Source organism: Flavobacterium pectinovorum (genome assembly GCF_006438875.1).
In the GTDB taxonomy this organism is placed as follows: domain Bacteria; phylum Bacteroidota; class Bacteroidia; order Flavobacteriales; family Flavobacteriaceae; genus Flavobacterium; species Flavobacterium pectinovorum_A.
Window position 1 is genome coordinate 192,179 of the sequence record NZ_RCZH01000004.1, and the last position, 25,195, is coordinate 217,373.

Below are 25,195 nucleotides of genomic sequence, written 5' to 3' on the forward strand. Positions count from 1 at the left end.
AGCTCTCATGGAAAAGAAAAAAACAAATACTAAATTCATCATTATACTAACCGTTTTGGTTTTAGTGGGCGGAACTTACGGAATAACAAAGTACATGCACTCACAAGGTCACGAAGAAACGGATGATGCTCAAATTGAGAAAAAAATGAATCCAATTATTCCTAGAGTATCTGGATATATTAGTAAAGTGTATGTAAAAGATAATGACTTTGTAAAAAAAGGAGATACTTTATTTACTATCGATAAAAGAGATTATCAATTAAAAATCGATGAAGCTAATGCTGCTTTATTAGGCGCTGAAGGTCAATACGAAGCTGCAAAAGCTGATATTGGAAGTGCAAATGCAAGTATCTCTGTATCTGATGCTCAAATGAGATCTGCAACAGGTTCTATCGAAAGTGCTAAAATTAGATTGAGACAAATTACAAACGATTACAACCGTTACAACAATTTGTACAAAACTCATACCATCACAAAACAACAATATGAGCAGGCTTTATCTGCAAAGGACGAAGCGGAAAATCAAGTACGTGTTTTAGAGCAACAACAAAGAGCTAGTTCTTACCAAAAATCAGTAATTGAGTCTAAATCTAAAGCTTCTGACAAACAAACTGAAGTTGCTGCTGCAAACATCAAGAAAGCAAAAACAATGTTGGATGTTGCGCATTTAAATCTTAGTTATACTGTTGTAACTGCTGCAATTGACGGTCAGGTTTCTAAAGTTGATATTCAGCCGGGACAATTGGTTCAGCCGGGACAATCTTTATTTTATATCATCAATAATACTGAAGCTTGGGTTGTTGCCAATTTCAAAGAAACACAATTAAACAAAATGATTGTGGGACAAAAAGTAAGCTTAAAAGTTGATGCTTATCCAAACTACGAATTCAAAGGAGTTGTAACATCTTTTTCTCCTGCAACAGGATCTCGTTTTTCATTACTACCTCCTGACAATGCAACAGGTAACTTCGTAAAAACAATCCAAAGATTACCGGTAAAAATTAGTTTAGATCAATCAAACGATCCTGAAAAAGTAAAATTACTAAGACCGGGAATGAATGTTGATGTAGATGTACATTTAAAATAAAATAATGGCAACAGCAGTACAAGCAGACGACGATTTAGTAGAATACGGTTACAGACGTATCATAATCACGATAACAGCGGTCCTTTGTGCCTTGTTGGAAATTGTAGATACCACGATTGTAAACGTAGCTCTAACAGACATGCGAGGCAGCCTTGGTGCTACTTTAACTGATGTGGCTTGGGTAATTACAGCATACGCAATTGCGAATGTTATTGTAATTCCGATGACGAGTTGGCTTTCACAGCAATTTGGAAGACGTAATTATTTTGTGGCTTCTATCATAATATTTACGGTCTGCTCCTTTTTATGTGGTAATGCCAGTAATATATGGGAACTGGTAGCTTTTAGGTTTGTACAAGGTATGGGTGGTGGTGCACTACTGGTAACCGCGCAAACCATTATTACCGAAAGTTATCCTATAGCAAAACGTGGTATGGCGCAAGCTATCTACGGAATGGGTGTAATTGTTGGTCCAACTTTGGGTCCGCCTTTGGGAGGATATTTAGTAGATAATTATTCTTGGCCTTATATATTTTATATCAATATTCCGTTGGGAATTATTGCAACAATTTTGGCACTTACTTTCGTAAGAAGCCCGAAATATGGAGAGAAATTAAAAGCAAATCAGGTTGACTGGTGGGGAATTATTTTATTAGCCGCTTTTATTGGTTCACTTCAATTTGTTCTGGAACACGGACAACAAGACGATTGGTTCAACGATTCTCTTATCGTGACTTTAAGTGTTGTTACCGTTCTTGGATTGGTATTGTTTATCTGGAGAGAGCTTACTTATAAACATCCAATCGTAAATTTAAGTGTTCTAAAAGATGGAAATTTAAGAATTGGAACCGTAATGTGTTTTATTCTTGGTTTTGGTTTATACGGATCGACGTTAATTATCCCAATTTACACGCAATCTGTTTTAGGATGGACAGCTACGGATGCAGGATTATTATTGATTCCGGGTTCGATTACAACGGCGATTATGATGCCATTTGTGGGTAATATGATTCAAAAAGGTGTTCCGCAAGGATATATGGTTGGAGTTGGATTTTTGGTTTTCTTCTTCTTTACCTTTATGATGCAAACCCGTATGACACCAGACACTGGTGTAGAACATATGTATTGGCCTTTAATTTTAAGAGGAATTGGTTTAGGATTACTTTTTGTACCTATTACGACACTTTCACTTTCTACTTTAAAAGGAAAACATATTGGTGAAGGAGCTGCTTTTACGGGAATGATGAGACAGTTAGGTGGTTCATTTGGTATTGCGATTATTACCACTTTTATCACTCGTTTAAGTCAGGAACACAGAGTAAACTTATTGACCAATTTAGATCCTGCAAAATTTGATGTTCAACAGCGTATTGCAGGAATGCAAAGAGCTTTTATGTCTAAAGGATATAGCGCAGATGTTGCACTTAAAAAAGCCTATCAAGGTCTGGAATATGCAGTAATGAAACAAAGTACAGTACTGGCATATATGGATATTTTTATGTACTTAGGAATCATGTTCCTATGTTGTATACCAATTATTCTTTTAATCAAAAAAGGAAAAAACAAGATTAATCCTGCTGATGCAATGCATTAATAATAATTGATTTATAATACGAAAAAAGCCGAGTTCATTCCTGTAACTCGGCTTTTTTATTATATATAATTCTAGTTTTAAATTGATTGTGTTGAGGGGATTGATCCCGAAGCTTCAGGACTTCCTACAACATGATCTAAATATGAAGGGATTGAAATCCCTCCCTACAATATGGCCCGAGTCTCCGACTCTCTTGTAAAAAACTTAGAACCTCAGCGCCTTAGATTCGAAGTAGCTTTCAAGAAAAACCTTTGAACCTTTGTCACTTTGAATCTTTGTTCCTCAAAATTTACCTTGTAAACACCAAATGATTTCCTTTAGAAAGATTCGCATCAAACTGATATCCTTCATAATTAAATCCTTTTAAATCATCAATTGTTTCAGCATTGGTATCAATAATATAACGAACCATCATTCCTCTCGCTTTTTTTGCGAAGAAGCTGATTATTTTAAGTTTTCCGTCTTTGTAATCTTTAAAATCCGGAGTAATTACAGGAACTTTTAAAGCCTTTACATCTACAGCCGAAAAATATTCGTTACTTGCCAAATTCACAAATAACTCCCCTTTTACCAATTCTTTATTTAGCGCTTTGGTTACAGTAGGTTTCCAGAATTCGTGTAGATTTTTGTATTCTCCTACAGGCAATTTTGTTCCCATTTCTAAGCGGTACGCCTGCATTAAATCCAACGGTTTCAAAACTCCATAAAGTCCGGATAAGATTCTAAGTTTGCTCTGAAGAACTTCCATTTTTTCTACCGGAATTGTATAAGCATCTAAACCGGTATAAACATCTCCATCAAAAGTATAAATTGCCGGACGTGCATTTTCCGGCGTAAAAGGTGTTTTCCATTCCTGATTTCTTTTCCAGTTTAGATCTGATAATTTATCTGAAATTGACATTAATTCAGATAATTCAGAAGGTTTTTTGGGTTTTAAAACTTTATGAACCACACGCGCTTCTTTTAAAAAAGCAGGTTCAGTATATTGAGTTGTTGGTAATTCTTTTTCGAAATTTAAAGACTTCGCTGGCGATATAACAATTTTCATTTGTGCGTTTTTATAGAATTCAAAAATACAAATTGAATTTCTAAAAATTACAGATCCGAATTGATTTGTTCGATAACTGCATAAATCAATTTTACTACTATTTCTTTCGCCACGAATTACACAAATTTTCACTAATTTTTATTCTGTTTAATAAATTAACATTCGTGTAAATTCGTGTAATTCGTGGCAACCTTTTTTATTTTGATAAAATTGTACACTTCAAACTGTCAATTTGTTTAAAAAAGTCAACAATAGATTATAATAGGCGTTTTCTATGTTGTAAATTTGCACCTATAAAATTCCAAATAACATTTCAATGTAAAATTGAAAGTTATATTCTAAGAAATAGCCACGAATTCACGAATTAACTTTTTAAAAAATTAATTAAAAAAATTCGTGAATTCGTGGCGAAAAAAATTTAGAACATGACAAAAATATTATATCAACTTGAAAGTTATCAAATAATGGGAATTTTATTCGATGTTCATAGGAATTTAGGTGGAGGTTTTTCTGAAATTGTATATAAAGATGCTTTAGAATATGAATTCAGATTGGCGAATATTCCATTTGAAAGAGAAAAAGAATATTTGGTAAATTATAAAGACATAATCTTAAATCATAGATTTTACGCTGATTTTGTTTTGTTTGATAAAATTATACTTGAAATAAAATCAAGTGATTTTTTACATCCCAAACATATTTCGCAATGTCTAAATTATCTGAAAGTTTCTAAAACAAATTTAGCGATTTTAGCAAACTTCAATTCTGTCTCACTTGAATACAAACGTATTATTTTATAAAAATTACTGAATTCGTGGCTATACAAACAAATTATAAAGCAGCTTTACAAAATAAAATCTTCGAAATTATTTCGCAGGCATCTCAGGAACTAAACGTTGACAGTTACGTAATTGGTGGTTTTGTTCGGGATTTGCTTTTAAACCGAGGTTCTAAAAAAGATATCGATGTTGTTGCAGTTGGCAGTGGTATCGAATTGGCGCTTAAGGTTTCTGAACTACTTCCTAAAAAACCTAAAGTACAGGTTTTTAAAACTTACGGAACAGCGATGTTACGTTTTGAAGATACTGATATTGAATTTGTTGGCGCCCGTAAAGAATCTTATAATTTTGACAGCAGAAATCCAATTGTCGAAAATGGAACTCTTGAAGATGATCAAAATCGTCGTGATTTTACCATCAATGCATTGGCATTATCATTAAACGAAAAAACATTTGGAGATCTTTCTGATCCTTTTGGCGGATTGGCTGATCTTGAAAATAAAACTATAAAAACTCCTTTAGATCCAAGTATTACGTATTCTGATGATCCATTGCGAATGCTACGTGCAATTCGTTTTGCAAATCAGTTAGGTTTTGAGATCGAGAAAAACTCTCTTGATGCGATTACCAAAAATGCAGAGAGAATCAACATCATTTCAGGAGAACGCATTGTTGATGAATTAAACAAAATTCTTTCGACAGATAAACCTTCTATTGGATTTTTACTTTTGTATCAAACCGGACTTTTAGATATTATTCTTCCTGAATTAACGGCATTGAATCAGGTTGAAGAAATTGAAGGTCATACGCATAAAAACAACTTTTATCACACTTTAGAAGTTGTCGATAATATTTGCCCAAATACAGATGACGTTTGGTTACGCTGGTCGGCATTATTGCACGATATTGGAAAAGCACCAACAAAACGTTTTAATAAAAAGCAAGGATGGACTTTTCACGGTCATGAATTTTTAGGTGGAAAAATGGCCAAAAAAATATTTGAACGTTTGCATATGCCACTGAATCACAAAATGAAATTTGTGCAAAAAATGGTTATTATGAGTTCTCGTCCAATTGTTTTGGCACAAGATCTTGTAACCGATAGCGCTGTTCGCCGTTTAGTTTTTGATGCTGGTGAAGATGTAGAGAATTTAATGACTTTATGCGAAGCAGATATTACAACTAAAAATCCGTCGAAGTTTAAAAAGTATCATAAAAACTTTGAAATCGTTCGCAAGAAAATTGTTGAAGTCGAAGAGCGCGATCATGTTCGCAATTTTCAACCACCAATCTCAGGCGAAGAAATTATGGAATATTATAACTTAAAACCTTCCCGTGAAATCGGAATCTTAAAAGAAGCTATAAAAGAAGCAATTTTAGAAGGAGAAATTCCAAATGAATATGATGCTGCTTTTGCTTTGATGCAAAAAAGAGCTGAAAAACTCGGATTAAAGAAAGTTTAATCTTACATTTATAAAAATTATAAGAGATTTTGCTTAATTTTATAAAAACTATACGTTATGACTGCTTCCGAACTAAGACTCTATTTAATCCAAAAAATTAATAATATTGATGATATTGATTTGTTGCTAAAAATAACATCTTTATTAGAGGAAAAAAATTATACTGTAGCAGAAGAAACCTCCCATGAAGTCAATGAACCTGTTATAGAATATAAAAAATCAAAAACTAAAAATATCAGGATTTTCTCTGAAGCGGAACAAAAAAAAATAAATCTAGCCTTAAAACAATACGAAAACGGAGAATGCATTTCTGATGAAGAAGCTCAAATCGAATTAGAGAAATGGTTTCAGGAACAAGAAAAATAGTTTGGACTTCGTTTGCCGAAGAGTCAAAATATGCTATTTTTTTGTATTGGAATCAAAGGAATAAATCGACAACTTACAGTAGAAAATTAAACGTTCTATTCCAAGAATCATTAAAACAGGTTCTAAAATTTCCAGAAAGTTCAATTGAATCAAAAAATTCTAATATCCGACTTAAAATTGCAAATCATTTTGAGTTAATTTATCATATTTCGAATACTCAAATTACAGTATTAGACATTTGGGACATGAGACAAAACCCTGAAAATTTCCGAATTAAATAATTAAAAAAGCTTAGAACCTCAGCACCTTAGAAACTAAGCCACTCGAAAAAAAAAGAATGAAAAAACATTTCCCTACAATCGCAAAAACAGCATTAGTTTTAGTTTATTTAGTAATTGTTGCCGGCGCATTGGTCCGTATGACAGGTTCCGGAATGGGTTGTCCGGATTGGCCTAAATGTTTTGGATATTATATCCCACCAACAGATATAAAGGAATTAACATGGGAACCAAACCGTATTTTTGAAAAAGGGCAAGTAATTATCAAAGATGAAACGCTTTTGGTTGCAAAAGATAATTTTACGACTCAAACTACTTTTGACGCTTCGCATTGGGAAAAATATACCAAACATGATTATGCTATTTTTAATCCGCTGCATACCTGGATTGAATATATCAATAGATTATGTGGTGCTTTGGCAGGAATGGCTTGTTTTGTAATGGCTCTAGCTTCTTTTAGATTTTGGAAACAAAACAAAAAGATCACTTTACTTTCGTGGTTAGTGGTTTTTATGATGGGCTTTCAGGCTTGGTTAGGAGCAAAAGTAGTCTACTCCGTTTTGAATCCAATAAAAATTACGGTTCACATGGTTATGGCTTTAGTAATTGTTGCTGTGATTTTATACATTATTCAATTGGCAAGACCAAAATTAGCCGCAGTAACTTATAACTCAACTTTTAGAAATGTGCTTTTATTTTCACTTTTATTAACTTTAATCCAAGTAGCCATAGGAACACAAGTGCGTCAGTTTGTTGACGAACAAGTTAAAAATGGTTTAACGGCAAGTATACTTTGGTTACAAAATCCTTCTATTACTTTTTATGTTCACCGTTCATTCTCTATTTTAGTTTTATTGGTGAATTTGTATTTATATGTTAGAAACACCAAGTTTGGTTTGGGATTCTCAAAGATAAACTGGGTAATTTTAATTATCGGAGTTGAAATTCTAACTGGAATAGCAATGGCTTATTTTGATTTCCCAATTGGAAGTCAGGCAATACATTTAGTTCTGGCTTCTATCTTATTCGGAATTCAATTTTACATGATTTTAGAAGCTAAGAAACCTAGCCCAACCAACCTTTAAAATCCTGCACTTTTTCGCGGCTTACAATAACCTCATCTTCCTTATAAGTTGGTAAAATAACTTTTAGGCGGGAATTGGTATAAACCTGGATTTCTTTTATTGCCTGAAGTGGCACAATAAATTTTCTGCTTACGCGAAAGAAATTCTTCATGTCTAATTCCTGCTCCAAAATTTCAAGAGTCGAATCGATTAAATAATTTCTATTGTCGAAAGTATGAAGGTATGTTCCTTTGTTTTCACTAAAAAAACACTCTATTTCTTCGGTTGTAATGACTTTTAAATGTTGCCCGATTTTGACTGTGAATCGTTTTTTAAAGCTTTTTTCGAAAGGATTAGACAACATTCGGCGAATTTGCTCAAAATCTGCCTGAAGATTCTGTGTTTCCGAATTTAATTTGGGCATTCGGGTTTTAAATTTCGCAACAGCAACTTCCAGATCATCTTCATCAATAGGCTTTAGAAGATAATCAATACTATTTAATTTGAATGCTTTTAGTGCATATTCATCATAAGCAGTTGTAAAAATAATGGCACTTTGAATATTTATTTTTTCAAAAATTTCAAACGACAAACCATCTGATAACTGAATATCCAAAAAAATCAAATCCGGATGTTCATTATTAGTAAACCAATGAACTGATTCTTCTACAGAGTGCAGCATGGTTTCTACAGCAATATCTAATTTTTCGAGTTTTCGCTGCAATAATCTTGCTGCCGGTTTTTCGTCTTCTATTATTAGTGTGGTCATTTAATACGATGCAAAAATTGAAAATTCAACTATAAAGTTACTCCCATTTATTCTTATTTTGAGCTTCTTTCTCCATATATTTTTGAATTTTCTTTTGCTCCCAATCATCACTAAAAAAGAGATCACGTCCAAAAACACTAAATGCATGAATCGCTAAAGCAATACCCCAATAAAATGCTGTTGAATAAATTTCCCAATTATTGAATCCTCTCACTTCAAAATGATTTCCAACAAAACCTCTATTCAAACCTGAGATAATGATGATTGCATTCACCATAAGGTAAACCTTCAAATGCGAATAAAATCCTTTTATTCTTTTTACTTTTCTATAGGCTATATTATAGCTTTCGTCTGTGCTAAATTCGTGTGCATATTCTTCGTACATGCGTCTTCTAAATCGTCCCATTTTATTTTGATTTAAAAATTTATTGCCATTTATTTTGATTCTCTTTTTCTTTTTCCATCAATTCTTTAATCTTTCTTTCTTCCCAGTCTTTTCCTAAAACCGGAAATACTTCAAAAACTTTTAATCCATGAAAAACAACTCCAACTCCCCACCATAATAGTGGCCAAAAAAACCATAAGTATTGTGGTGATGTCCACAAATTAATAATAATCAATATAATATTGACAACGATGAAAGAAGTAAGATTTCCGTAAAAACCTTTAATACTTTCTACTTTCTTTTTAGCAATATAATATTTATCTTCTTCAGTAAACTTAATATCCATGATTACTCCCATTTTTGTTTTTTATCCTTTTTCTCTAAGATGCTTTTCAGCTTACGTTCCTCCCATTCTTCTCCAAAAATTTTAAAAGAAGCAAATATTTCTACTGCAGATACCAAAAATGCTGTACTCCAGATTACCATTACAAAAGTATTTAAATATCGTATTGGAAATGCATTCAAAGGCAGACCAAAATAATGTTTTAAAGTAAACAAGATCAACCCAATACTATAGATGAAAGCATGAATATAAAATGATCTTAGTTTCACTACTTTTCTGCTTGCTATTTGTCGCAGATCAAATTTTTCAGGGTCATTATCAAAATCTCTTTCCATAATTATTTCCAAATTTGTTTTTTACTTTCTTCTTTATCAATAATCTCTCTGATTTTTTGCTCTTCCCATTCCTTATTAAAAAACGGGAAACAATCAAAAGCTTTCAATCCATGCAAGACAATTGGAATTCCCCAACCCAACAAGCAATACCAAAAATATAAATAACCAGGCGAAGTCATCAAATTCACTGCAATTACAATTGGATTACAGAGAACATACACCGTTAAATGCTGATAAAACTTCTTAATTTCATCTACCTTCTTTTGAGCTTGATAATAACGCTCTGTATTCGAATAATTTGTTTCCATGATTACACCCATTTTTGTTTTTGCTGTTTTTTCTCTAAGATGCTTTTTAGTTTGCGTTCCTCCCACTCTTTTCCAAAAATTGTATAAGAAACAATTAAATCAATAGCCGAAAATAAAAACACACAAGTCCAGATTATCATTACCACAAAATTTAAATATTTAACTGGAAAAAAATCAAAATGAACTCCAAAATATTCTTTCAAAATATAAACAGTTACTCCAATACCATATATAAACGCATGGAGGCAAAATGATTTGAGTTTGACAATCTTTTTGCTGAAGATTTGCTGAAACTCAAATTTTTCCCGATCAATATGACAATTCGTTTCCATGATTATTTCCAACTTTGCTTGTTATTTTCTCTTTCCAGAATCTCTCTTATTTTTCTTTCTTCCCAATCTGAGCTGTATCCAAAAACTTTAAAAGCATGCATTACAACTCCAAATCCCCAGCCTAAAGCTGAAAACCAAAACCATTGAAATCCGGGAGAAAAAGTCAAGTTCACAAAGATCAAACATGGAATCACACAACAATATGAAATTACATTTGCGTAAAAACCTTTTAATTCTTCTACTCTTTTTTTAGCTCTGAAATAAGCTTTATTTTCATCTGTATATTCTGCATTTGTTTCCATAACTGTAATTTGTTTCGTTAAGATTGGAATCTTAACCGTAAAAGTTTTTTCGTTCTGTTCGACCAATACTTTTCTGTTGGTTACAATTCCGTATCGACTCACGATATTTTGTAATCCAACTCCTTGTCGGTCTTGTAAAACTTCTTTTTTCTGAAAGTCATTCTGAATTGCCAAATAATCTCCATCAACAAAAATTCGAATATGCAATGGTTTTTGTTCGCTTACAACATTATGTTTAACCGTATTTTCAAGCAAAAGCTGTAACGATAACGGAACTACTTTGGCATCCGGATTTATGTTTGTTGTTGGCAATTCGTAAAACAAACTGTTCTCAAAACGCATTTTCAATAAGTTCATATACGTTTTTGCAAATGACAATTCATCTTCAACAGAAACCAGTTCTTTATCTTTTTGCTCTAATACGTAGCGGTAAATTTTAGATAAAGAAGTGGTAAATCGTTGTGCATTATCCGGATTTTCTTCGATCAGAGAACTTAAAACATTCAAACTATTAAAGAGGAAATGCGGGTCAATTTGATTTTTTAAACTTTCGAATTTAGCACTTGCCGTTCCTGCAATAATCTTTTGTTGTGTTATTTCGAACTTAGATGCTTGTTTCCATTTTACCATAAAACTTCTGGCTTGCATGAAAGTCGAAACCGCCAGGGATAAAATGATGTAAAACAAATGCACCCAAATCATTCTTTCGCTAAAGAATTTTTCTAAAGGCAAATCCTGGAGAATAACATAAATGTAATAGTTGATACCCAAAACTACCGGAACCGTGTACAAAACCGTAACCATAATTCCGTAATAAACTCTAAGGTTTGTCTGCTCCAGCCAATCCCATTTTCTATCTAACAGAACATTAATATATCCATTTCCAAAACCTACTCCAAAAGAATAAAGGCAACTAATAAAAAAGGTGATAAGAACGTTTTGAATCGTTAAATCGCTTCCTAAACAAGCCGAAAATATTACCGTAAAAATCATAGAAATCTTAAACGAGACAATCGTTCCGCTTTTTAAATCCGAATATACATTTCTATGATCTTTCATTTATGAGTAAGCTTAAATAATTATTTTTTACAATTTTTTTGAGTTTCCAATGCTCTTTCTAATCCCCATTTTGGAGAAAAAGGTGTTTCTGGTTTAAAAGTAGCAAAAAGTTCAATAGCTTTATCAACTTGCGCGCAAAGTGGTTTCGTGTCAACACCTGACCATTTTGCTCCTCCAATTTGATAATCTGCTTCACCAAAAACAATTCTTGGATTGTTTGGGTCTATCGCTTTTCCTTTTGCGTAAGCTTCCATTACTTTAGCCGAATATTTCATTCCGTTTGTCATTGGATCAGCTACAACCCACGCTGTGTAAATCAAAGCCTGCATCGCATATAACTCGGCGTTGTTTTGATCTTTAATAAACTCAACATCAAGAGCGTCTTGTGCTTTTGTCAATAATAAATCTATTTTTGTTTTATCTTTTTCGCTAAATGCTGCTGTAGTATTTACTAATGCAACATAATAATTAGGTAAATAACTTGTTTTCTCTGCCGAAGCAATTCTTTCAAACATTGCAGAAGCTTCTGAATTTTTTCCTTCTTTCCAAAGCCCAAAAGCTTTTGTCATTCCCTGTTCAAATTGTGTTTGTGCAGAGCTTATTACTACTACAAATAAGGCAATCAAAGTGATAATTTTTTTCATTTTATAAGTTATTTAAATGGTTATTTTAATTTGTTGGTTACTATTTATAATACAATTTCAATTTTTGAATCTTTATCAAGAACAAATTTAGCATCTTTATAAGAAGGAGGTCCCATGAATCCTTTAGCATTGTTTGAAGCCGCATAAGCTTCAGAAGGCACTCCCATTGCATTTCGATCCAGTTTGCCGTTATTGTTTTCATCGTGATACGTTGAAATTGCATATTCCCCAGCCGGAAGATTGTCAAATGTTACCACTACTTCTTTGTTTTTAATTTCAGAAGTAAGGCTTTTATACGTCGTTTTAAGAAATGTACCGTCTGAGTTGTACAAACCTACTTTAACAATTCCTGTATCATTTTTTAAACCTGAAACAGCAACAGTTAGTTTTACATTTTGTGCAGACATTAAACTGCAGATAAATAATGTGATTATTGTAATAATTTTGGTCATGATTTCTTTTTTTAAAGGTTGTTATTTTTTAGGTTCTGAGATTCTAAGTTGCTAAGGTTCTAAGTTTTTTTTCTTAGTAAATCAGAACCTTAGTAATTTAGTGTCTCGATTTTTTAATGATGATTAAAACTCTGTTTGTTAATTATACTTCAAAAGTATATCGGATTTTATTCTTTTAAAATTAAATGATACTGAGTTGTTGAATTTCGCTACTGAATTGTTTTTTTGAAGATGCTAAGGTTCTGAGTTGCTAAGGTTCTAAGTTTTTTTACTTAGTAACTCAGAACCTTAGTGACTTAGTGGCTATAGGTTTTTCAATTGATTCTCATTTTTATTTTGGCTAATCGTCCAGAAGAAACCTACAAAGAAAAATCGATCTGCGGTTGGCACAACGGCTTGTCTGTTGTAAACTCCGCTTGCATCCGGTACTTTTGCATAATCGTATCCAAAAACATTCTGTGTTCCTAATACATTCGAAACAGAGAAATAAAGGATCTTTTGTGTGGTCAATAAATACGCCCAGTTAAAACTCAAACTATTATATGACTTTGTTTTTCCGTTCATGAATTGTGTTTGATTTGGGTCATTATACGGACGTCCTGAACTATAACTGTTCGTGAAACCTACTTGTGATTTCCAATCTGTAATGAAATATTTCGTTACGATCGACAAACTGTGATTTGCAATAAAATTAGGAGTTGCCATCGTTGGAAAATTCTTGTATTGTCTTTCTGAATCGATATAAGAATAGGAAATCCAATATTCTAAGTTTTTGTATAAATTGCTGTCTCTCCAGAATAAATCAAGTCCTTTTGCATATCCTGAACCGTTATTATTGAATACTGAATTGTAAGCGATATCTTTTGTATTGTATTGAACCAAATTGCTGTAGTCTTTATAATAAGCTTCTGCTCTAAAAGTCTGACCTGGTTTTGTAAATTGGTAATTTAAAATATAATGTCGTGCTTTTTCACTTTCAAACTGATGGTATTTTGAATATTTAATATAATCAACAACCGGTGTTTGAGAAAAGTCTCCGTAAGCAAATGAAAACTGACTTGTTTTAGAAACTTTGTAAGCGATCGAAGCTCTTGGCGCAAGATTGGTTTCATCTAATAAATTGTTATTCGAAAGTCTTAAACCTACTTTCATTGCCAGTTTTTTGGAGAATAATATATCTCCTTCGGTATAAAAAGCCGCAATATTAGAATCATAACCGTTTGCAACTTTAATCGCGATATTATCATCGAAATTTTCATTGTATTTTGTAATGAAATAATCCGCTCCAAAAGATAATTTAAAGTAATTTGAGATGTTTTTTCTTAATTTCAATTTCAATTGTGCCGCATTTTCATTAGAATCAATATCATTGATATCATATTTGGTTTTATTTTTACTGTATCCGTAACTAATTCCTGATGTAAGCTGCCATCCTGTTCCGAAATCGCCTTTGTAAGACGCATTCAAATAAAAATTATTGTTATTTAAGTCCGTTCTGATTGGATTAACAAAATTCACGTTTTTCTGGTTCAAGTCGAATTTCTCCGAATCAAAAGCAGCATAAAATTTAAAAATTCCTCTTTCAAAATGATATCGGTAAACGGCTTCTCCACCTAAAGATTGATACGGATTATTCCAGTCTACATTTTGAGGAATTGCAGCCTGATATGGCGCTAAATTGATATAATTGGTATTGATACTAAAAGAGCTTTTTTTCCATTTTTGAGTATTTCCAACTCCTAAACCAACCGTCATTAAAGCAATATCTGTTTTATTTTGATCTGGTTCATCTTGCGTACTTAAAAGTAAAACACTTGATAAAGCTTCGCCATATTCCGCAGAATAACCTCCGGTTGAAAACGCAATTCCGCTAAACAAAAAAGGCGAAAATCTACTTCTGGTTGGTAAATTATTGGTTGTTGCCCCATAAGGTTGCGCTACACGAAGTCCGTCTACAAAAGTTTGTGTTTCGCTGGCTTCTCCTCCACGAACAAACAAACGCCCATCTTCGCCCACAGTTTGTGTTCCCGGTAAAGTTTGCAAGGCCGCAATAATATTTCCGGCAGAACCGGCAGTTGTAACAATATCTAATGGTTTTAAAACCGAAACTCGCGCTTTATCTCCGGATTCCAATGTTCCGGCAGTAATGACAACGGCATCAAGAGCGTTAACATTTTCTCTTAATTTAACAGTTTGATTTTTATAATTAGTAACATCAATTTCTGTTTTGAAAGTCTCAAAAAGTAAAAAACTAACAATTATAGTTTGATTTCCTGTAGTGGTAGTTTCAAAAGAAAAATCTCCGGTTTCAGAACTTGTAGCTCCGTCATAAGTCCCGTCCAGATAGATATTAGCGCCCGGAACCGGTTTTCCTTTTTGGTCCACTACTTTGCCGGAAATGACATTCTGAGCAAAAATAAAAGATGTTAAAAGTAAAAAAGTAATTGTAAAAAGTAATTTGGTTTTCATAACATTTGATTTTGATGAGGCAAATGTATTTTAACATTTTAAGTTAAAAAATATTAAATAACCCAATTGTAGAATTTCGAGGATGAGTTGTAAATTACTTATTTGTATCTTAGCTATCGTGTTTTTAAAACTATAGATTATGTCAGAAAGTAAAAGAGTTTCGAATTTATATCAATCCATTTATAATGGAAATCCATGGCTTGAAGTTACTTTAGCAGATACATTAAAAGATGTTACTGCAGCTCAGGCTTATAAAAAAATCAATCCAAATTTAAATACGATTTGGGAAATTGTCAATCACCTCATACAATGGAGAAGAAACATATTAAGACGTGTTCAGGGAGAAATAATTACAACTCCGGATCATAATTATTTTGTGCCAATCTTAGATTCATCTGAACCAGCCTGGGAACAATCGCTGCAAAGTCTGGCAAAATCACAGGAATTATGGAGCGCTTGTTTAAGTGATTTTAATGATGCGGATTTTGAGAAAATAGATCATAATAATAATCATAATTTTTATGAAGACATTCACGGAATCATTCAGCATGATGTGTATCATTTAGGACAGATTGTTATTTTGAAGAAGCTGCTTTAAAGAACGGAAATTATATGCAGTTTTTTTTTCACAATCCCGTCATTTCGACTTTTATGATATAACCAAATCTTTTTTCAGGAGCTAATCCCGCTATCCGTTTCAATCTTTTGTGGCGAACCCCGCCACAAAAGGATTTTCACTTCTATCGGGGCTATGGCAATCATTTTCATAAGAACATTTTCGTAATATTGTCATTCCGAGGTACGAGACTCGAGCGATAGCGAACAGACGAAGTAAATCTCCGCAAGGAGCTCTACAAAGATTGGACTTTCGTTGCGGAGTTACTTGCGAAGATTCCTCGTACCTCGGAATGACAAAATTGAGAGTAATTCTAAATAAAAACATCTTTCTAATAAACTAGTACATGAAAAATTCAATAGTATTACTCGCATTTTTATTTATAAATGTCATAGGATTTTCACAGGAAACTGAACCTAAATTCGATGAAAATCTGGCAAAATCATTACATGCCGATGAGTATGGAATGAAAAAATATGTCTTTTGTCTTTTGAAATCCGGAACGAATACAACGGCATCTAAAGAAGAAACCCAAAAATTATTTGAAGGTCATATGGCAAACATTGGTAAATTAGCCAAAGAAGGAAAACTAGTTGTGGCGGGACCTTTCATGAAAAACGATCGAAACTACAGAGGAATTTATATTTTTAATGTTGAAACTATTGAAGAAGCACAAGCACTTGTTGCTACAGATCCTGCAATACAGGCAAAATTACTCGAAGCCGAATTAACGCCTTGGTATTCATCTGCAGCCTTGCAGGAAATAACAAAGATTCATAAGCAAATTGCTAAGACTAAAATGTAATCTTAAATGAATAAAATAAACTTAAAAATCTCATTATTTCTTTCCTTCCTAATTCTATTTTTATCCGTAAGTTGCTACGGGAAAAGTGATTATGATGCATCAAAAATATCAAATAAGACAAACCAAATTATAAAAAAAATAGAAACGGTTAATGTTCTTATGGGTTCTGCCGTAGGTGCGGCCGGAAGAACACCAAAACAATTTGAAAACTTTGAAGAGTTAAAAAAAAATGCCTCTTTAGAAGAATTAATTATGTTAACTAATCACCCTAACGCTGTTGTAAGATGTTACTCTTTTTGGGCTCTGTTACGCCTAAAAAATATTGACTTATTTTCTATAGTAAAGAATCATTTAGGCGATGATTCAATGGTACAAACTCAGTTTGGGTGTATTGGTAGTAGTGAAAAAGTAGGTGATTTTTACATACAATTAGTTACTACTGACTATGAAGATGATGACGTAAGTACAAAATTACTAAACGAAAGACAACTTAAAATATTAGATAGCCTTTTAATATATTCTGAGAATAATCTAAATATGAGGTTTGATGCTATTTCAAAAGCAGAACCAACTGAAGATTTATATCCAAAAGTTAGAGAATTAGTTATAAAAGAGAATAATCAAAGTGCTTTAGTAACTTTAGCAAAATATAGAAAAGAAAGCGATATAGAACTAATTCTAAAAAATAAAGATATTGATGAAGATGCTGAAAGTGGCTATTTTTCAACTTATAAAGCAATACAAAATTTTCCTGATGTAAGATTTTTGCCTCTTTTAGAAAAAAACTTAAATAATACTTTAGATGAAGATTATTTTAGTCAAGAATGGAGAGAATTATATCTAGCAATAGCATCATATAAAAGTCAAAAATCTTTAGAATTATTAAGTATTCCGTTTACAAAAGTTAAGAATAAAGATATTAAAAAATATCACATTGAATTTGTTAACAATGCGATTCTAGTCAATAAATGTAAAATTTATGATGATTTATTATGGAAAATATGGCAAGAAGAACATCTAATTACTCTCGAAAGCTTTAAATACTTTTTACAATTAAATAAAGCTAAAACTCTTGAATTAAGCAAAAGAGAATTTATACCAAATTATCAGATTAAAGACATAGAAAGCATTCCTAAAACAAGGGAAAACATGTTTACCGAAAGTTTAGAAGAAACTATATTAAATTTTATTCTAATAAATGATAAACTTTTAGCCTATAATTTAATCTCAGATAAAATTGCAAATGAAACTGTTAGTAATTTTGAAATTTATTGTAAAAAAGCCTCTGAATTAAAAGATCGTTTTTTTATCGAACCTCTTTTTAAAAGAATGAAGACCGAAGATAATGCTTATGTTTATTTAGAAATTGTTGAAACATTAATTTCTTTTAAAGATGATTCTATAAATAAGAAGGATTTTAGAAACAAGAAGACAAAATAAAAACATGAATAAGGACTGGGGAAGTAATTCTCTAGACGAAATACTAAAAAAGAACAACATTCATTAAAGATTTTATAATGACAGAAAAAGAGAAAATGATCTCAGGAGAATATTACGCAGCGGGAGATCCTGTTTTAGTAAAAGAACGCCGAAAAGCTAAAAACTTACTTCACCGCTTGAATGTTACTGAATATCGTTTGACAAAAAAAGCAAAAGAAATTTTAGCCGAATTAATTCCAAATGTCGGTAAGAGTTTTTATATTGAACCTCCATTTCATTGTGATTATGGATATAATATTTCTTGCGGTGACAACGTTTATTTTAATGTAAACTGTGTTGTCTTGGATTGTGCTCCGGTAAATATTGGATCAAATGTGTTTTTTGCACCAAATGTTCAAATCTATACTGCAACACATCCGCTTGACGCTGAATTAAGAAAAACATTAGAAAATGCATTGCCAATTTCTATTGGAGATGATTGCTGGATTGGCGGAAATTCTGTAATTTGCCCTGGAGTAACCATCGGAAAAGGCTGTGTTATTGGTGCCGGATCTGTGGTTACAAAAGACATTCCGGACAATTCTCTGGCTGTTGGAAATCCGGCGAAAGTAATTCGAAAATTAAATCAAGAACCCCAATAAAACAAATAATGCTTACCTTAAATAAAGTTCATCATATTGCCATTTTATGCTCTGATTATCAAAAATCGAAAACTTTTTATACCGAAGTTTTAGGCTTAACTATTATTAGAGAAATCTATCGTGAAGAACGTCAATCCTACAAACTTGATCTGGCTTTGAATGGTTCTTATGTGGTTGAATTATTCTCTTTTCCGAATCCTCCAAAAAGACCTTCAAGACCCGAAGCTGTTGGATTAAGACATCTTGCTTTTGAAGTCATTAATTTAGAAGAAACAATTGCTTTTTTAAACACAAAACAGATCGAATCTGAACCCATCAGAATTGATGAAACAACTGAAAAACGATTTACTTTTATTGCAGATCCCGACGAATTGCCGATAGAGTTTTATGAAAGATAAGTAAGTTTTTTTTGCCACGAAGGCGCTAAGACGCGAAGTATTTCTCATTTTATGTCATTTCGACGTAAGGAGAAATCACACTCGTGAATCGACAAAGATTGGCGAAGTTTCCTGGCGGAGTTTCTAGTGTGATTTCTCCTTACGTCGAAATGACAGCGATACCTTTATATTGTCGGTTTTAAATTGAATTTATTCTCCTTATAATTTTTTTTTCACCCACTATATTATCAAAAACATACTGAGAGAAATTTCTTATTTAATCAATTTTAACACAATATACTGAGGCTTTTTTATTAAAAACCGAATATGATTCTTTAATTTTGTGAAATCGCAAATAAAATCTAGCGATCTACAAATCCACATCTGATGAATAAAACGGCGCAAATCAAAAAAAATCATCAATTTATTAAATTCCGAAAATTAGTTATTGTTTCTATTTTAATTGGCTTTCTTTCTGCCTTTCTTGGAATTTCACTTAAAAAAATTACAGAGTATTACGAAGAAATCTTCTTTCATGAAGTTACTTTACATCCATTATTATACATCCTTTTTCCTGTATTTGGATTGTCTGTGATTTATTTTTTAAGACATTATCTTTTTAAGAAAAAAGAAAACAAAGGCATCAAAGAAGTTTTTGAAAGCACTAAATCAACTTCAAAAAATTTACCTTCTTATAAAATTCCATCACACTTTATAAACGGATTAATAACGGTTGCTTTTGGAGGTTCTACCGGAATTGAAGTTTCTACCGTTGTAGCGTCTGCAACAATTGGTTCTGTAGCGCAGCAAAAAGAAAATATATTTAGACAATACAAAACCGAATTAATTTGTGCCGGTGTTGCTGCCGGAGTCACAGCTTTATTCAGCAGCCCAATTGCCGGAGTTTTGTTTGCTCTCGAAGTTATCTCACGAAAAGTGACACGAGCTTTTATCATCTCAAATGTTATTGCTGTTTTAATTGCGTTTGGATTATTGTCGATCTTAAAAGAAGAGCCATTGTTTACGGTTTCTATCACAACATGGCATTTAAGAGCGATTCCGTATTTTATTCTTTTAGGAATTTTAGCCGGAATAAATTCTGTTTACTTAACACGATGTGTACTTTTCTTTAAATCTCAATTTGGAAAAATTGACACTCATTATTATAAAATATTAATTGGGTCAGCAGTTTTGAGTATCTCATTATTTATTTTCCCGCAATTATATGGAGAAGGTTATCATGCAATAAAAGGCATTTTCGGGAATTCATCAGAAATTCCGTTAACACTAACTTTAGCATTGACTTTTATCGGAATACTTATTTTAAAACCAATCGTGACTTCAGTAACACTGGCTTCCGGTGGTGATGGCGGCGTTTTTGCTCCGAGTCTTTTTATTGGTGCTTTCTTAGGATTATTACTGGCTTCAGTACTAAACAGTTTTTTCCATGTAAATGTAATCCCGGTAAATTTTATGATCATCGGAATGGCAGCTGTTTTAAGTGCCAGTATTCACGCGCCTTTCACAGCAATATTTTTGGTTTGTGGACTAACAAATGATTACACTTTATTTTTACCGATATTGGTAGTTTGTTTAATTTCTAAGTACACCGCAAAAATGATTTATCCTTTTACGGTTTATTCTTATTCCCCAAGCCTTATAAAATAAAATACCTAAAGATTTAAGTCATTAAATCTTTAGTAAAAAATACCACAATAAATTTTAGCATTTATGCCAACTCCAAAAATAAAAAGAGGCTATCGTAAAACACGATATATACTTTACAAGGAAACGTTAATAGATTATAAAGAACATTTCTGGTCGTTTATTGGATCGTTTGTTGGAATCGGAATTCTGTCTTATCTTGAATCCATTCGTTTTTCGGGTACTGATATTGTTTTTTTAATTGGTTCTTTTGGAGCATCAAGTGTTTTAGTTTATGGAATAATTCAAAGTCCATTTTCTCAGCCTCGAAATTTAATTGGCGGTCATCTAATCTCAGCAATTATTGGGGTTACCGTACAAAAATTAGTTCCGGACATTATTTGGTTATCTGCACCATTGGCAGTTTCACTTTCGATTATTTTTATGCAAATCACAAAAACACTTCATCCTCCCGGAGGTGCAACGGCACTTATTGCAGTTACAGGTTCTGCTCAAATAAAAGATTTAGGTTATATGTATGTACTTTCTCCGGTTTTAGATGGTGTTTTGATTTTATTTGTAACTGCATTGATCTTCAATAATATGACTTCAAGCAGAACGTACCCAAGTCATAGTACGTATCATAAACGATATCATCAAATTAGGAAACGATTGATTGGGAAGTAAACCTATAGTTTGCTTTTCTATATCCTGCAAGGTTTCCAAAACCTTATAGGTATTAATTTAGATGTCATTTTTAAACCTACAAGGTTTTGGAAACCTTGCAGGACAAAATCGCTGTTTTAAAATCTTTTCAACAAATCGTAATTCACAATTCGTATTTCGTTTTTTATATTTTACCTTTGACCTTTCAATAAAAACAAAGATTATGGTTTATAAATTTAGAGTAATTCTAGACGCCGAAGAAGATATTTTTAGAGACATTGCAATTCTTGAAGATGATACGCTTGAAGATTTACACAATGCTATCTTCAACGCTTTTGGTTTTGACGGAATGGAAGTAGCTTCGTTTTATACCTGCGATGAAACTTGGAATCAGGAAGATGAAATTGCACTTTTTGATACTGGCGACGTTCCCGGAGAACAAAGAACTATGAGCGATTATAAATTATCTGATCTCTTAGATGAACAAAACACTAAAATTATCTACGTATACGACTTCATTAATATGTGGACTTTCTTAGTTGAATTGGCCGCTATTGAAGATCAAATTGCAGGAGTTCCTTACCCGGAAACACTATTCTCTCACGGCGAAATGCCTGATGACTCTGGCGAAAAAAGCTTTGAAGCAGATATGCACGATGATATCTACGGAGAATTTGAAGACGATCTTGACGAAGAAGACCTGGATATGTTCGAAGGAGACGACAGCTTTGAAGATTTTGGGTTTGAAGAGAATTGGAATTAGGAGAAAGGTTCAAAGGTTCAAAGGTTTTCTTTAAAATCTTTGATTTTAAAATGTAATAATATTCTTATTTTTGTGTTTAGTTTTTAAAGCAAAAACTATGAATACTTTTAGAGACCTTCTTATCTGGCAAAAATCAATGAACTTGGTAACTCAAATCTACCAATTAACAAATTCATTTCCGAAAGAAGAAATTTATGGACTATCTTCACAAATCAGAAGATGTTCAGTATCAATACCAAGCAATATTGCCGAAGGTTATGGCAGAGACGGAAATAATGATTATTTGAGATTTTTAAACATTTCAATTTCATCATTATTCGAAATGCAAACGCAACTTGAAATCTCATTCAATTTAAAATATTTAAACGAGAATCAATTTAATAAAATAAATGGAGAAAGCAGAGAAATAGAACGAATGTTAAGTTCTTTTATAAGAAAAATAAAAGATCGCAAACAAAACCTTTGATCCTATGAACCTTTGCCTCTCTGAACCTAAATAAACATGATAAACCTTTTCAACACCCACATCGAGACGCTTGCGATACACCGCGTAGGAAACAAAAGCAGAAACGAAGCAATTTTTTTATCGGAACAGCCTTTTAACTTAAATGATGAGATTGTACCTTTGATAAAAGAGTACTTTTTTAAGCCTTTTAGAGAGAAAGAAGAAAACTATTATCAGTTTGCTCACGAAGTCGATTTGGATTACAACGACATGTTTAAATATGCTACGGAGATTTTTGATAATCCGAATAATTTACAGGAGATTTCAAAAAGAATCACTACACATTTATTCGAGCAGTCAAATCACCCGCACATTAAAAACGGAGAGGTTTATGTAACGTATTTAACAAATTTAAGTATTGACAACAACGTTGTTGACGCTATCGGAATTTTTAAAAGTGAGTTACAAGCCGACTTTTTACAGTTTGAAGAAAAAAACAGTAACCTTGAAATGATCTTGCAACAAGGCATCAACCTAAGCAAATTAGACAAAGGCTGTTTGATTTTTAATTATAAAAAAGAAGAAGGATACAAAATTTTAACTGTAGATAGTAATCGTTATGATGCGCGTTACTGGTTAGAGCATTTTTTATCTGTTGATGCTTTTGAAGATGAGAACTTCATCACAAAAAAATACTTAAAATTCTGTCAGAGTTTCGCAAAAGATGTTGTTTTGCCAGCTGAAGACAAAAAAGAAGAAGTAATGTTTATGAACCGATCTGTGAATTATTTCGCTAAAAATGATCAGTTCGAAGAGCAAAATTTCTTAAATGAAGTATTAGACAATCCGGACTTAATTCCTGAATTCAAAAACTATAAAGTTGATAAAGGAGAAAAATACAGCATCGAAGATGTAACCTCATTCCCTATTGCCAACGCAGCAGTTTCTGACGCTAGAAAATCGATTAAAAACGTTATTAATCTGGACACACACATTCAGATTAAAATGGATTTTATCAATCCTGAAAGCGCTGAAAAATTTGTTGAAAAAGGCTGGGATGAAGAAAAACAAATGTATTATTATCTAGTTTATTTCAATAAAGAAGAAAAAAGCTAGTAGTTATTCATTTTCTATTACTTACTTAAAACAAAAAAGGGCAATTACATTCTTTTGTAATTGCCCTTTTTTTATTTGCTGTTTCTTCAGATCTTATAATAACGAGAATAATGCTTTTACAATATCATCGTAAACCTGCTTATCTCTTTCGCCGGTTCTTGCCAAAACTCTTATTCCCGAGTAATTATTGAAAATAAATCTTGCCAAAACTTTGGCGTCAGTTGCTTTGGAAATATGTCCTAAATCCTGCCCTTTCTGAACTGCTTTTGTAAAAACTTCTTCCATTATGTGGCTATTATTTTTTACAATTTTGGCAATTTCTTCATCATGCATTGCCAGTTCAACAGAAGAATTGACCATAAAACAGCCTTTTGTAATTCTGTCTTCCAAGCTCTCCACAACAGCTTGTTTAAAAATATCATGCAAAGTTTCTTTGATGTTTTCAGATTGATCAAAAAGTGCTACAATTTGATCTTGTGCATTTTTCTGATAACGCTGTAGCGATTGAGCAAACAATTTTTGCTTGTCGCCAAAAGTATCATACAAACTAGAGCGGCTTAAACCTAAATGTGTTACCAAATCCTGAGCCGAAGTTCCGTTGTAACCTTTGTGCCAAAAAATTTCGATGGCTTTATCTAAAGCCTGATCTTCGTTAAATTCTTTTGTTCTAGCCATGACTTCAAAATTAAATTATCATTACAAAGATATAAAAAACGGAACAATCGTTCCTGAATTAGTCAAAAAAATTAGACTACCGCATTTACTATAAGTCCACCATCAACTACGATTTCAGATCCTGTAATAAATGATGCATCATCTGAAGCTAAGAATCTAACTGTATTAGCAATTTCTGCAGATTGTCCAAAACGTTTCAATAAAATTTTCTCTCCTAAAATTGCTCCAAAACCTTCAACCTCTTCTTTCTCCAAACCTAATTTTCCATAAAGAGGGGTTTCAACAGGACCAGGAGAAACAGCATTTACTCTGATTTTTCTTGGCGCCAATTCTGTAGCGAATACACGATTTAAAGATAGAACAGCTGCTTTGCTTGCCGCATAAACACTTGAATTTGGCATACCAACATGAGCATTTATTGAAGTATTGAAAATAATAGAACCACCGTCATTTAATATTGGTAATACTTTTTGAACGGTAAAGTAAACTCCTTTTACATTCACGTTCATGATACTGTCATAATGTTCTTCTGAAGCAGAATCTATCGGAGCGAAAGAAGCAATACCAGCGTTTAAAAATAAGATATCAACTTTACCAAATTTTGCTTTTACTTCGGCAACCAAATTATCAATAGATTTTAAATCCGATTGATCTGAAACAATTCCGGTTACACCTAATTCAGTTTCGGCTTTTGCCAAAGATTCTTTATTTCTGCCTGTTACAATTACTTTTGCACCTTTTGATACAAATTCGGCAGCAGTTGCATACCCAATTCCGCTATTTCCACCAGTTATAATAGCTACTTTGTTTTCTAAATTTTTCATTTTATTTGTTTTTAAGTTATTGATTATTCAATTATTATGGTACAAAGATATAATAACGGAACGATCGTTCCGTTATTATTAATGTTAATATTTCGTTAAAATAATT

General features: G+C 32.4%; 29 protein-coding genes. 16 read left to right on the forward strand and 13 right to left on the reverse strand.

The features are described 5' to 3' along the window. The first annotated feature begins 7 nt into the window (after positions 1-7). Together EAH81_RS07140 and EAH81_RS07145 are read left to right on the forward strand one after the other, a co-directional pair. Entirely contained in the window at positions 8-1,087 is a 1,080-nt protein-coding gene (locus EAH81_RS07140) for an HlyD family secretion protein (protein WP_140505348.1), read from the forward strand. 4 nt (positions 1,088-1,091) lie between these two features. Next, a complete protein-coding gene (locus tag EAH81_RS07145) occupies positions 1,092-2,681 on the forward strand; it encodes an MDR family MFS transporter (protein ID WP_140505350.1) in 1,590 nt (529 codons plus the stop codon). Between the two features lie 289 nt (positions 2,682-2,970). Here the strand turns inward: EAH81_RS07145 and yaaA are convergent, their stop codons facing one another. Continuing rightward, positions 2,971-3,729, reverse strand: a complete 759-nt coding sequence (gene yaaA, locus EAH81_RS07150; RefSeq protein ID WP_140505352.1) for a peroxide stress protein YaaA — start codon at positions 3,727-3,729, stop codon at positions 2,971-2,973. A gap of 425 nt (positions 3,730-4,154) precedes the next feature. On the opposite strand from yaaA, the gene EAH81_RS07155 reads away from it, so the two are divergent. The 4 genes from EAH81_RS07155 (at position 4,155) to EAH81_RS07170 (ending at position 7,700) form a co-directional block, all read left to right on the forward strand. Beyond that, the gene (locus EAH81_RS07155) at positions 4,155-4,529 is read left to right on the forward strand and encodes a GxxExxY protein (protein ID WP_140505354.1); all 375 of its coding nucleotides are present in this window, start codon (positions 4,155-4,157) and stop codon (positions 4,527-4,529) included. A 14-nt stretch (positions 4,530-4,543) separates the two neighbouring features. Further along, the gene (locus EAH81_RS07160; RefSeq protein WP_170214124.1) at positions 4,544-5,971 is read left to right on the forward strand and encodes a CCA tRNA nucleotidyltransferase; all 1,428 of its coding nucleotides are present in this window, start codon (positions 4,544-4,546) and stop codon (positions 5,969-5,971) included. A gap of 57 nt (positions 5,972-6,028) precedes the next feature. Continuing rightward, a complete protein-coding gene (locus EAH81_RS07165) occupies positions 6,029-6,337 on the forward strand; it encodes a hypothetical protein (RefSeq protein ID WP_140505356.1) in 309 nt (102 codons plus the stop codon). Between the two features lie 337 nt (positions 6,338-6,674). Next, positions 6,675-7,700: a COX15/CtaA family protein gene (locus EAH81_RS07170; protein ID WP_140505358.1), complete on the forward strand. Its 1,026-nt coding sequence runs from the start codon at positions 6,675-6,677 to the stop codon at positions 7,698-7,700. On the opposite strand, the gene EAH81_RS07175 is transcribed toward EAH81_RS07170, so the two are convergent. The 10 genes from EAH81_RS07175 to EAH81_RS07220 form a co-directional block, all read right to left on the reverse strand. Continuing rightward, positions 7,681-8,448 carry a LytR/AlgR family response regulator transcription factor gene (locus EAH81_RS07175; RefSeq protein ID WP_140505360.1) on the reverse strand — a complete coding sequence of 256 codons (768 nt, stop codon included), beginning with the start codon at positions 8,446-8,448 and terminating at the stop codon, positions 7,681-7,683. The two genes, EAH81_RS07170 and EAH81_RS07175, sit on opposite strands and share 20 nt — an antisense overlap. A gap of 37 nt (positions 8,449-8,485) precedes the next feature. Next, a complete protein-coding gene (locus tag EAH81_RS07180; RefSeq protein ID WP_140505362.1) occupies positions 8,486-8,854 on the reverse strand; it encodes a 2TM domain-containing protein in 369 nt (122 codons plus the stop codon). 19 nt (positions 8,855-8,873) lie between these two features. After that, complete coding sequence (locus tag EAH81_RS07185; RefSeq protein WP_241676531.1) at positions 8,874-9,179, reverse strand: 2TM domain-containing protein; 306 nt, start codon at positions 9,177-9,179, stop codon at positions 8,874-8,876. A 2-nt stretch (positions 9,180-9,181) separates the two neighbouring features. After that, positions 9,182-9,511 (reverse strand): 2TM domain-containing protein, encoded by a 330-nt coding sequence (locus EAH81_RS07190; protein WP_140505366.1) that lies wholly within the window; start codon positions 9,509-9,511, stop codon positions 9,182-9,184. Between the two features lie 2 nt (positions 9,512-9,513). Next, complete coding sequence (locus EAH81_RS07195; RefSeq protein ID WP_140505368.1) at positions 9,514-9,819, reverse strand: 2TM domain-containing protein; 306 nt, start codon at positions 9,817-9,819, stop codon at positions 9,514-9,516. A gap of 2 nt (positions 9,820-9,821) precedes the next feature. Beyond that, positions 9,822-10,151, reverse strand: a complete 330-nt coding sequence (locus tag EAH81_RS07200; RefSeq protein ID WP_140505370.1) for a 2TM domain-containing protein — start codon at positions 10,149-10,151, stop codon at positions 9,822-9,824. 2 nt (positions 10,152-10,153) lie between these two features. Then, the gene (locus tag EAH81_RS07205) at positions 10,154-11,512 is read right to left on the reverse strand and encodes a histidine kinase (protein ID WP_140505372.1); all 1,359 of its coding nucleotides are present in this window, start codon (positions 11,510-11,512) and stop codon (positions 10,154-10,156) included. A 20-nt stretch (positions 11,513-11,532) separates the two neighbouring features. Continuing rightward, on the reverse strand, positions 11,533-12,156 hold the full coding sequence (locus tag EAH81_RS07210) for a hypothetical protein (protein ID WP_140505374.1): 624 nt from the start codon (positions 12,154-12,156) through the stop codon (positions 11,533-11,535). Between the two features lie 44 nt (positions 12,157-12,200). Then, positions 12,201-12,608 (reverse strand): DUF2141 domain-containing protein, encoded by a 408-nt coding sequence (locus EAH81_RS07215; RefSeq protein WP_140505376.1) that lies wholly within the window; start codon positions 12,606-12,608, stop codon positions 12,201-12,203. A 303-nt stretch (positions 12,609-12,911) separates the two neighbouring features. Beyond that, on the reverse strand, positions 12,912-15,077 hold the full coding sequence (locus tag EAH81_RS07220; RefSeq protein ID WP_140505378.1) for a TonB-dependent receptor: 2,166 nt from the start codon (positions 15,075-15,077) through the stop codon (positions 12,912-12,914). A 139-nt stretch (positions 15,078-15,216) separates the two neighbouring features. On the opposite strand from EAH81_RS07220, the gene EAH81_RS07225 reads away from it, so the two are divergent. The 10 genes from EAH81_RS07225 (at position 15,217) to EAH81_RS07270 (ending at position 23,590) form a co-directional block, all read left to right on the forward strand. Next, positions 15,217-15,675, forward strand: a complete 459-nt coding sequence (locus EAH81_RS07225; RefSeq protein WP_140505380.1) for a DinB family protein — start codon at positions 15,217-15,219, stop codon at positions 15,673-15,675. A gap of 364 nt (positions 15,676-16,039) precedes the next feature. Next, a complete protein-coding gene (locus EAH81_RS07230) occupies positions 16,040-16,498 on the forward strand; it encodes a YciI family protein (RefSeq protein ID WP_140505382.1) in 459 nt (152 codons plus the stop codon). A gap of 6 nt (positions 16,499-16,504) precedes the next feature. Further along, positions 16,505-17,938: a hypothetical protein gene (locus tag EAH81_RS07235; RefSeq protein ID WP_140505384.1), complete on the forward strand. Its 1,434-nt coding sequence runs from the start codon at positions 16,505-16,507 to the stop codon at positions 17,936-17,938. Positions 17,939-18,012: 74 nt separating this feature from the next. Then, positions 18,013-18,579, forward strand: a complete 567-nt coding sequence (locus EAH81_RS07240; protein ID WP_110836720.1) for a sugar O-acetyltransferase — start codon at positions 18,013-18,015, stop codon at positions 18,577-18,579. 8 nt (positions 18,580-18,587) lie between these two features. Then, entirely contained in the window at positions 18,588-18,977 is a 390-nt protein-coding gene (locus tag EAH81_RS07245; protein ID WP_140505386.1) for a VOC family protein, read from the forward strand. A gap of 366 nt (positions 18,978-19,343) precedes the next feature. Continuing rightward, the gene (locus EAH81_RS07250; RefSeq protein ID WP_140505388.1) at positions 19,344-20,624 is read left to right on the forward strand and encodes a chloride channel protein; all 1,281 of its coding nucleotides are present in this window, start codon (positions 19,344-19,346) and stop codon (positions 20,622-20,624) included. Between the two features lie 63 nt (positions 20,625-20,687). Next, positions 20,688-21,287: an HPP family protein gene (locus EAH81_RS07255; RefSeq protein WP_140505390.1), complete on the forward strand. Its 600-nt coding sequence runs from the start codon at positions 20,688-20,690 to the stop codon at positions 21,285-21,287. A gap of 202 nt (positions 21,288-21,489) precedes the next feature. Beyond that, the gene (locus EAH81_RS07260; RefSeq protein ID WP_140505392.1) at positions 21,490-22,029 is read left to right on the forward strand and encodes an IS1096 element passenger TnpR family protein; all 540 of its coding nucleotides are present in this window, start codon (positions 21,490-21,492) and stop codon (positions 22,027-22,029) included. A 97-nt stretch (positions 22,030-22,126) separates the two neighbouring features. After that, on the forward strand, positions 22,127-22,495 hold the full coding sequence (locus tag EAH81_RS07265) for a four helix bundle protein (RefSeq protein ID WP_140505394.1): 369 nt from the start codon (positions 22,127-22,129) through the stop codon (positions 22,493-22,495). A gap of 36 nt (positions 22,496-22,531) precedes the next feature. Beyond that, positions 22,532-23,590: a nucleoid-associated protein gene (locus EAH81_RS07270; protein WP_140505396.1), complete on the forward strand. Its 1,059-nt coding sequence runs from the start codon at positions 22,532-22,534 to the stop codon at positions 23,588-23,590. A 93-nt stretch (positions 23,591-23,683) separates the two neighbouring features. On the opposite strand, the gene EAH81_RS07275 is transcribed toward EAH81_RS07270, so the two are convergent. Both EAH81_RS07275 and EAH81_RS07280 read right to left on the reverse strand, forming a co-directional pair. Continuing rightward, on the reverse strand, positions 23,684-24,265 hold the full coding sequence (locus tag EAH81_RS07275) for a TetR/AcrR family transcriptional regulator (RefSeq protein ID WP_140505398.1): 582 nt from the start codon (positions 24,263-24,265) through the stop codon (positions 23,684-23,686). Between the two features lie 71 nt (positions 24,266-24,336). After that, on the reverse strand, positions 24,337-25,089 hold the full coding sequence (locus tag EAH81_RS07280; protein ID WP_140505400.1) for an SDR family oxidoreductase: 753 nt from the start codon (positions 25,087-25,089) through the stop codon (positions 24,337-24,339). Positions 25,090-25,195: the final 106 nt, after the last annotated feature.

Bases quoted from the DNA above. Each gene is read 5' to 3' on its own strand.
- EAH81_RS07210 (WP_140505374.1), bottom strand. From the start codon at position 12,156: ATGAAAAAAATTATCACTTTGATTGCCTTATTTGTAGTAGTAATAAGC.
- EAH81_RS07280 (WP_140505400.1), bottom strand. From the start codon at position 25,089: ATGAAAAATTTAGAAAACAAAGTAGCTATTATAACTGGTGGAAATAGC.
- EAH81_RS07270 (WP_140505396.1), top strand. From the start codon at position 22,532: ATGATAAACCTTTTCAACACCCACATCGAGACGCTTGCGATACACCGC.
- EAH81_RS07175 (WP_140505360.1), bottom strand. From the start codon at position 8,448: ATGACCACACTAATAATAGAAGACGAAAAACCGGCAGCAAGATTATTG.
- EAH81_RS07255 (WP_140505390.1), top strand. From the start codon at position 20,688: ATGCCAACTCCAAAAATAAAAAGAGGCTATCGTAAAACACGATATATA.
- EAH81_RS07165 (WP_140505356.1), top strand. From the start codon at position 6,029: ATGACTGCTTCCGAACTAAGACTCTATTTAATCCAAAAAATTAATAAT.
- EAH81_RS07155 (WP_140505354.1), top strand. From the start codon at position 4,155: ATGACAAAAATATTATATCAACTTGAAAGTTATCAAATAATGGGAATT.
- yaaA (WP_140505352.1), bottom strand. From the start codon at position 3,729: ATGAAAATTGTTATATCGCCAGCGAAGTCTTTAAATTTCGAAAAAGAA.
- EAH81_RS07195 (WP_140505368.1), bottom strand. From the start codon at position 9,819: ATGGAAACAAATTATTCGAATACAGAGCGTTATTATCAAGCTCAAAAG.
- EAH81_RS07140 (WP_140505348.1), top strand. From the start codon at position 8: ATGGAAAAGAAAAAAACAAATACTAAATTCATCATTATACTAACCGTT.
- EAH81_RS07170 (WP_140505358.1), top strand. From the start codon at position 6,675: ATGAAAAAACATTTCCCTACAATCGCAAAAACAGCATTAGTTTTAGTT.
- EAH81_RS07190 (WP_140505366.1), bottom strand. From the start codon at position 9,511: ATGGAAAGAGATTTTGATAATGACCCTGAAAAATTTGATCTGCGACAA.
- EAH81_RS07260 (WP_140505392.1), top strand. From the start codon at position 21,490: ATGGTTTATAAATTTAGAGTAATTCTAGACGCCGAAGAAGATATTTTT.
- EAH81_RS07245 (WP_140505386.1), top strand. From the start codon at position 18,588: ATGCTTACCTTAAATAAAGTTCATCATATTGCCATTTTATGCTCTGAT.
- EAH81_RS07215 (WP_140505376.1), bottom strand. From the start codon at position 12,608: ATGACCAAAATTATTACAATAATCACATTATTTATCTGCAGTTTAATG.
- EAH81_RS07220 (WP_140505378.1), bottom strand. From the start codon at position 15,077: ATGAAAACCAAATTACTTTTTACAATTACTTTTTTACTTTTAACATCT.
- EAH81_RS07265 (WP_140505394.1), top strand. From the start codon at position 22,127: ATGAATACTTTTAGAGACCTTCTTATCTGGCAAAAATCAATGAACTTG.
- EAH81_RS07205 (WP_140505372.1), bottom strand. From the start codon at position 11,512: ATGAAAGATCATAGAAATGTATATTCGGATTTAAAAAGCGGAACGATT.
- EAH81_RS07200 (WP_140505370.1), bottom strand. From the start codon at position 10,151: ATGGAAACGAATTGTCATATTGATCGGGAAAAATTTGAGTTTCAGCAA.
- EAH81_RS07185 (WP_241676531.1), bottom strand. From the start codon at position 9,179: ATGGATATTAAGTTTACTGAAGAAGATAAATATTATATTGCTAAAAAG.
- EAH81_RS07230 (WP_140505382.1), top strand. From the start codon at position 16,040: ATGAAAAATTCAATAGTATTACTCGCATTTTTATTTATAAATGTCATA.
- EAH81_RS07250 (WP_140505388.1), top strand. From the start codon at position 19,344: ATGAATAAAACGGCGCAAATCAAAAAAAATCATCAATTTATTAAATTC.
- EAH81_RS07275 (WP_140505398.1), bottom strand. From the start codon at position 24,265: ATGGCTAGAACAAAAGAATTTAACGAAGATCAGGCTTTAGATAAAGCC.
- EAH81_RS07180 (WP_140505362.1), bottom strand. From the start codon at position 8,854: ATGGGACGATTTAGAAGACGCATGTACGAAGAATATGCACACGAATTT.
- EAH81_RS07225 (WP_140505380.1), top strand. From the start codon at position 15,217: ATGTCAGAAAGTAAAAGAGTTTCGAATTTATATCAATCCATTTATAAT.
- EAH81_RS07235 (WP_140505384.1), top strand. From the start codon at position 16,505: ATGAATAAAATAAACTTAAAAATCTCATTATTTCTTTCCTTCCTAATT.
- EAH81_RS07145 (WP_140505350.1), top strand. From the start codon at position 1,092: ATGGCAACAGCAGTACAAGCAGACGACGATTTAGTAGAATACGGTTAC.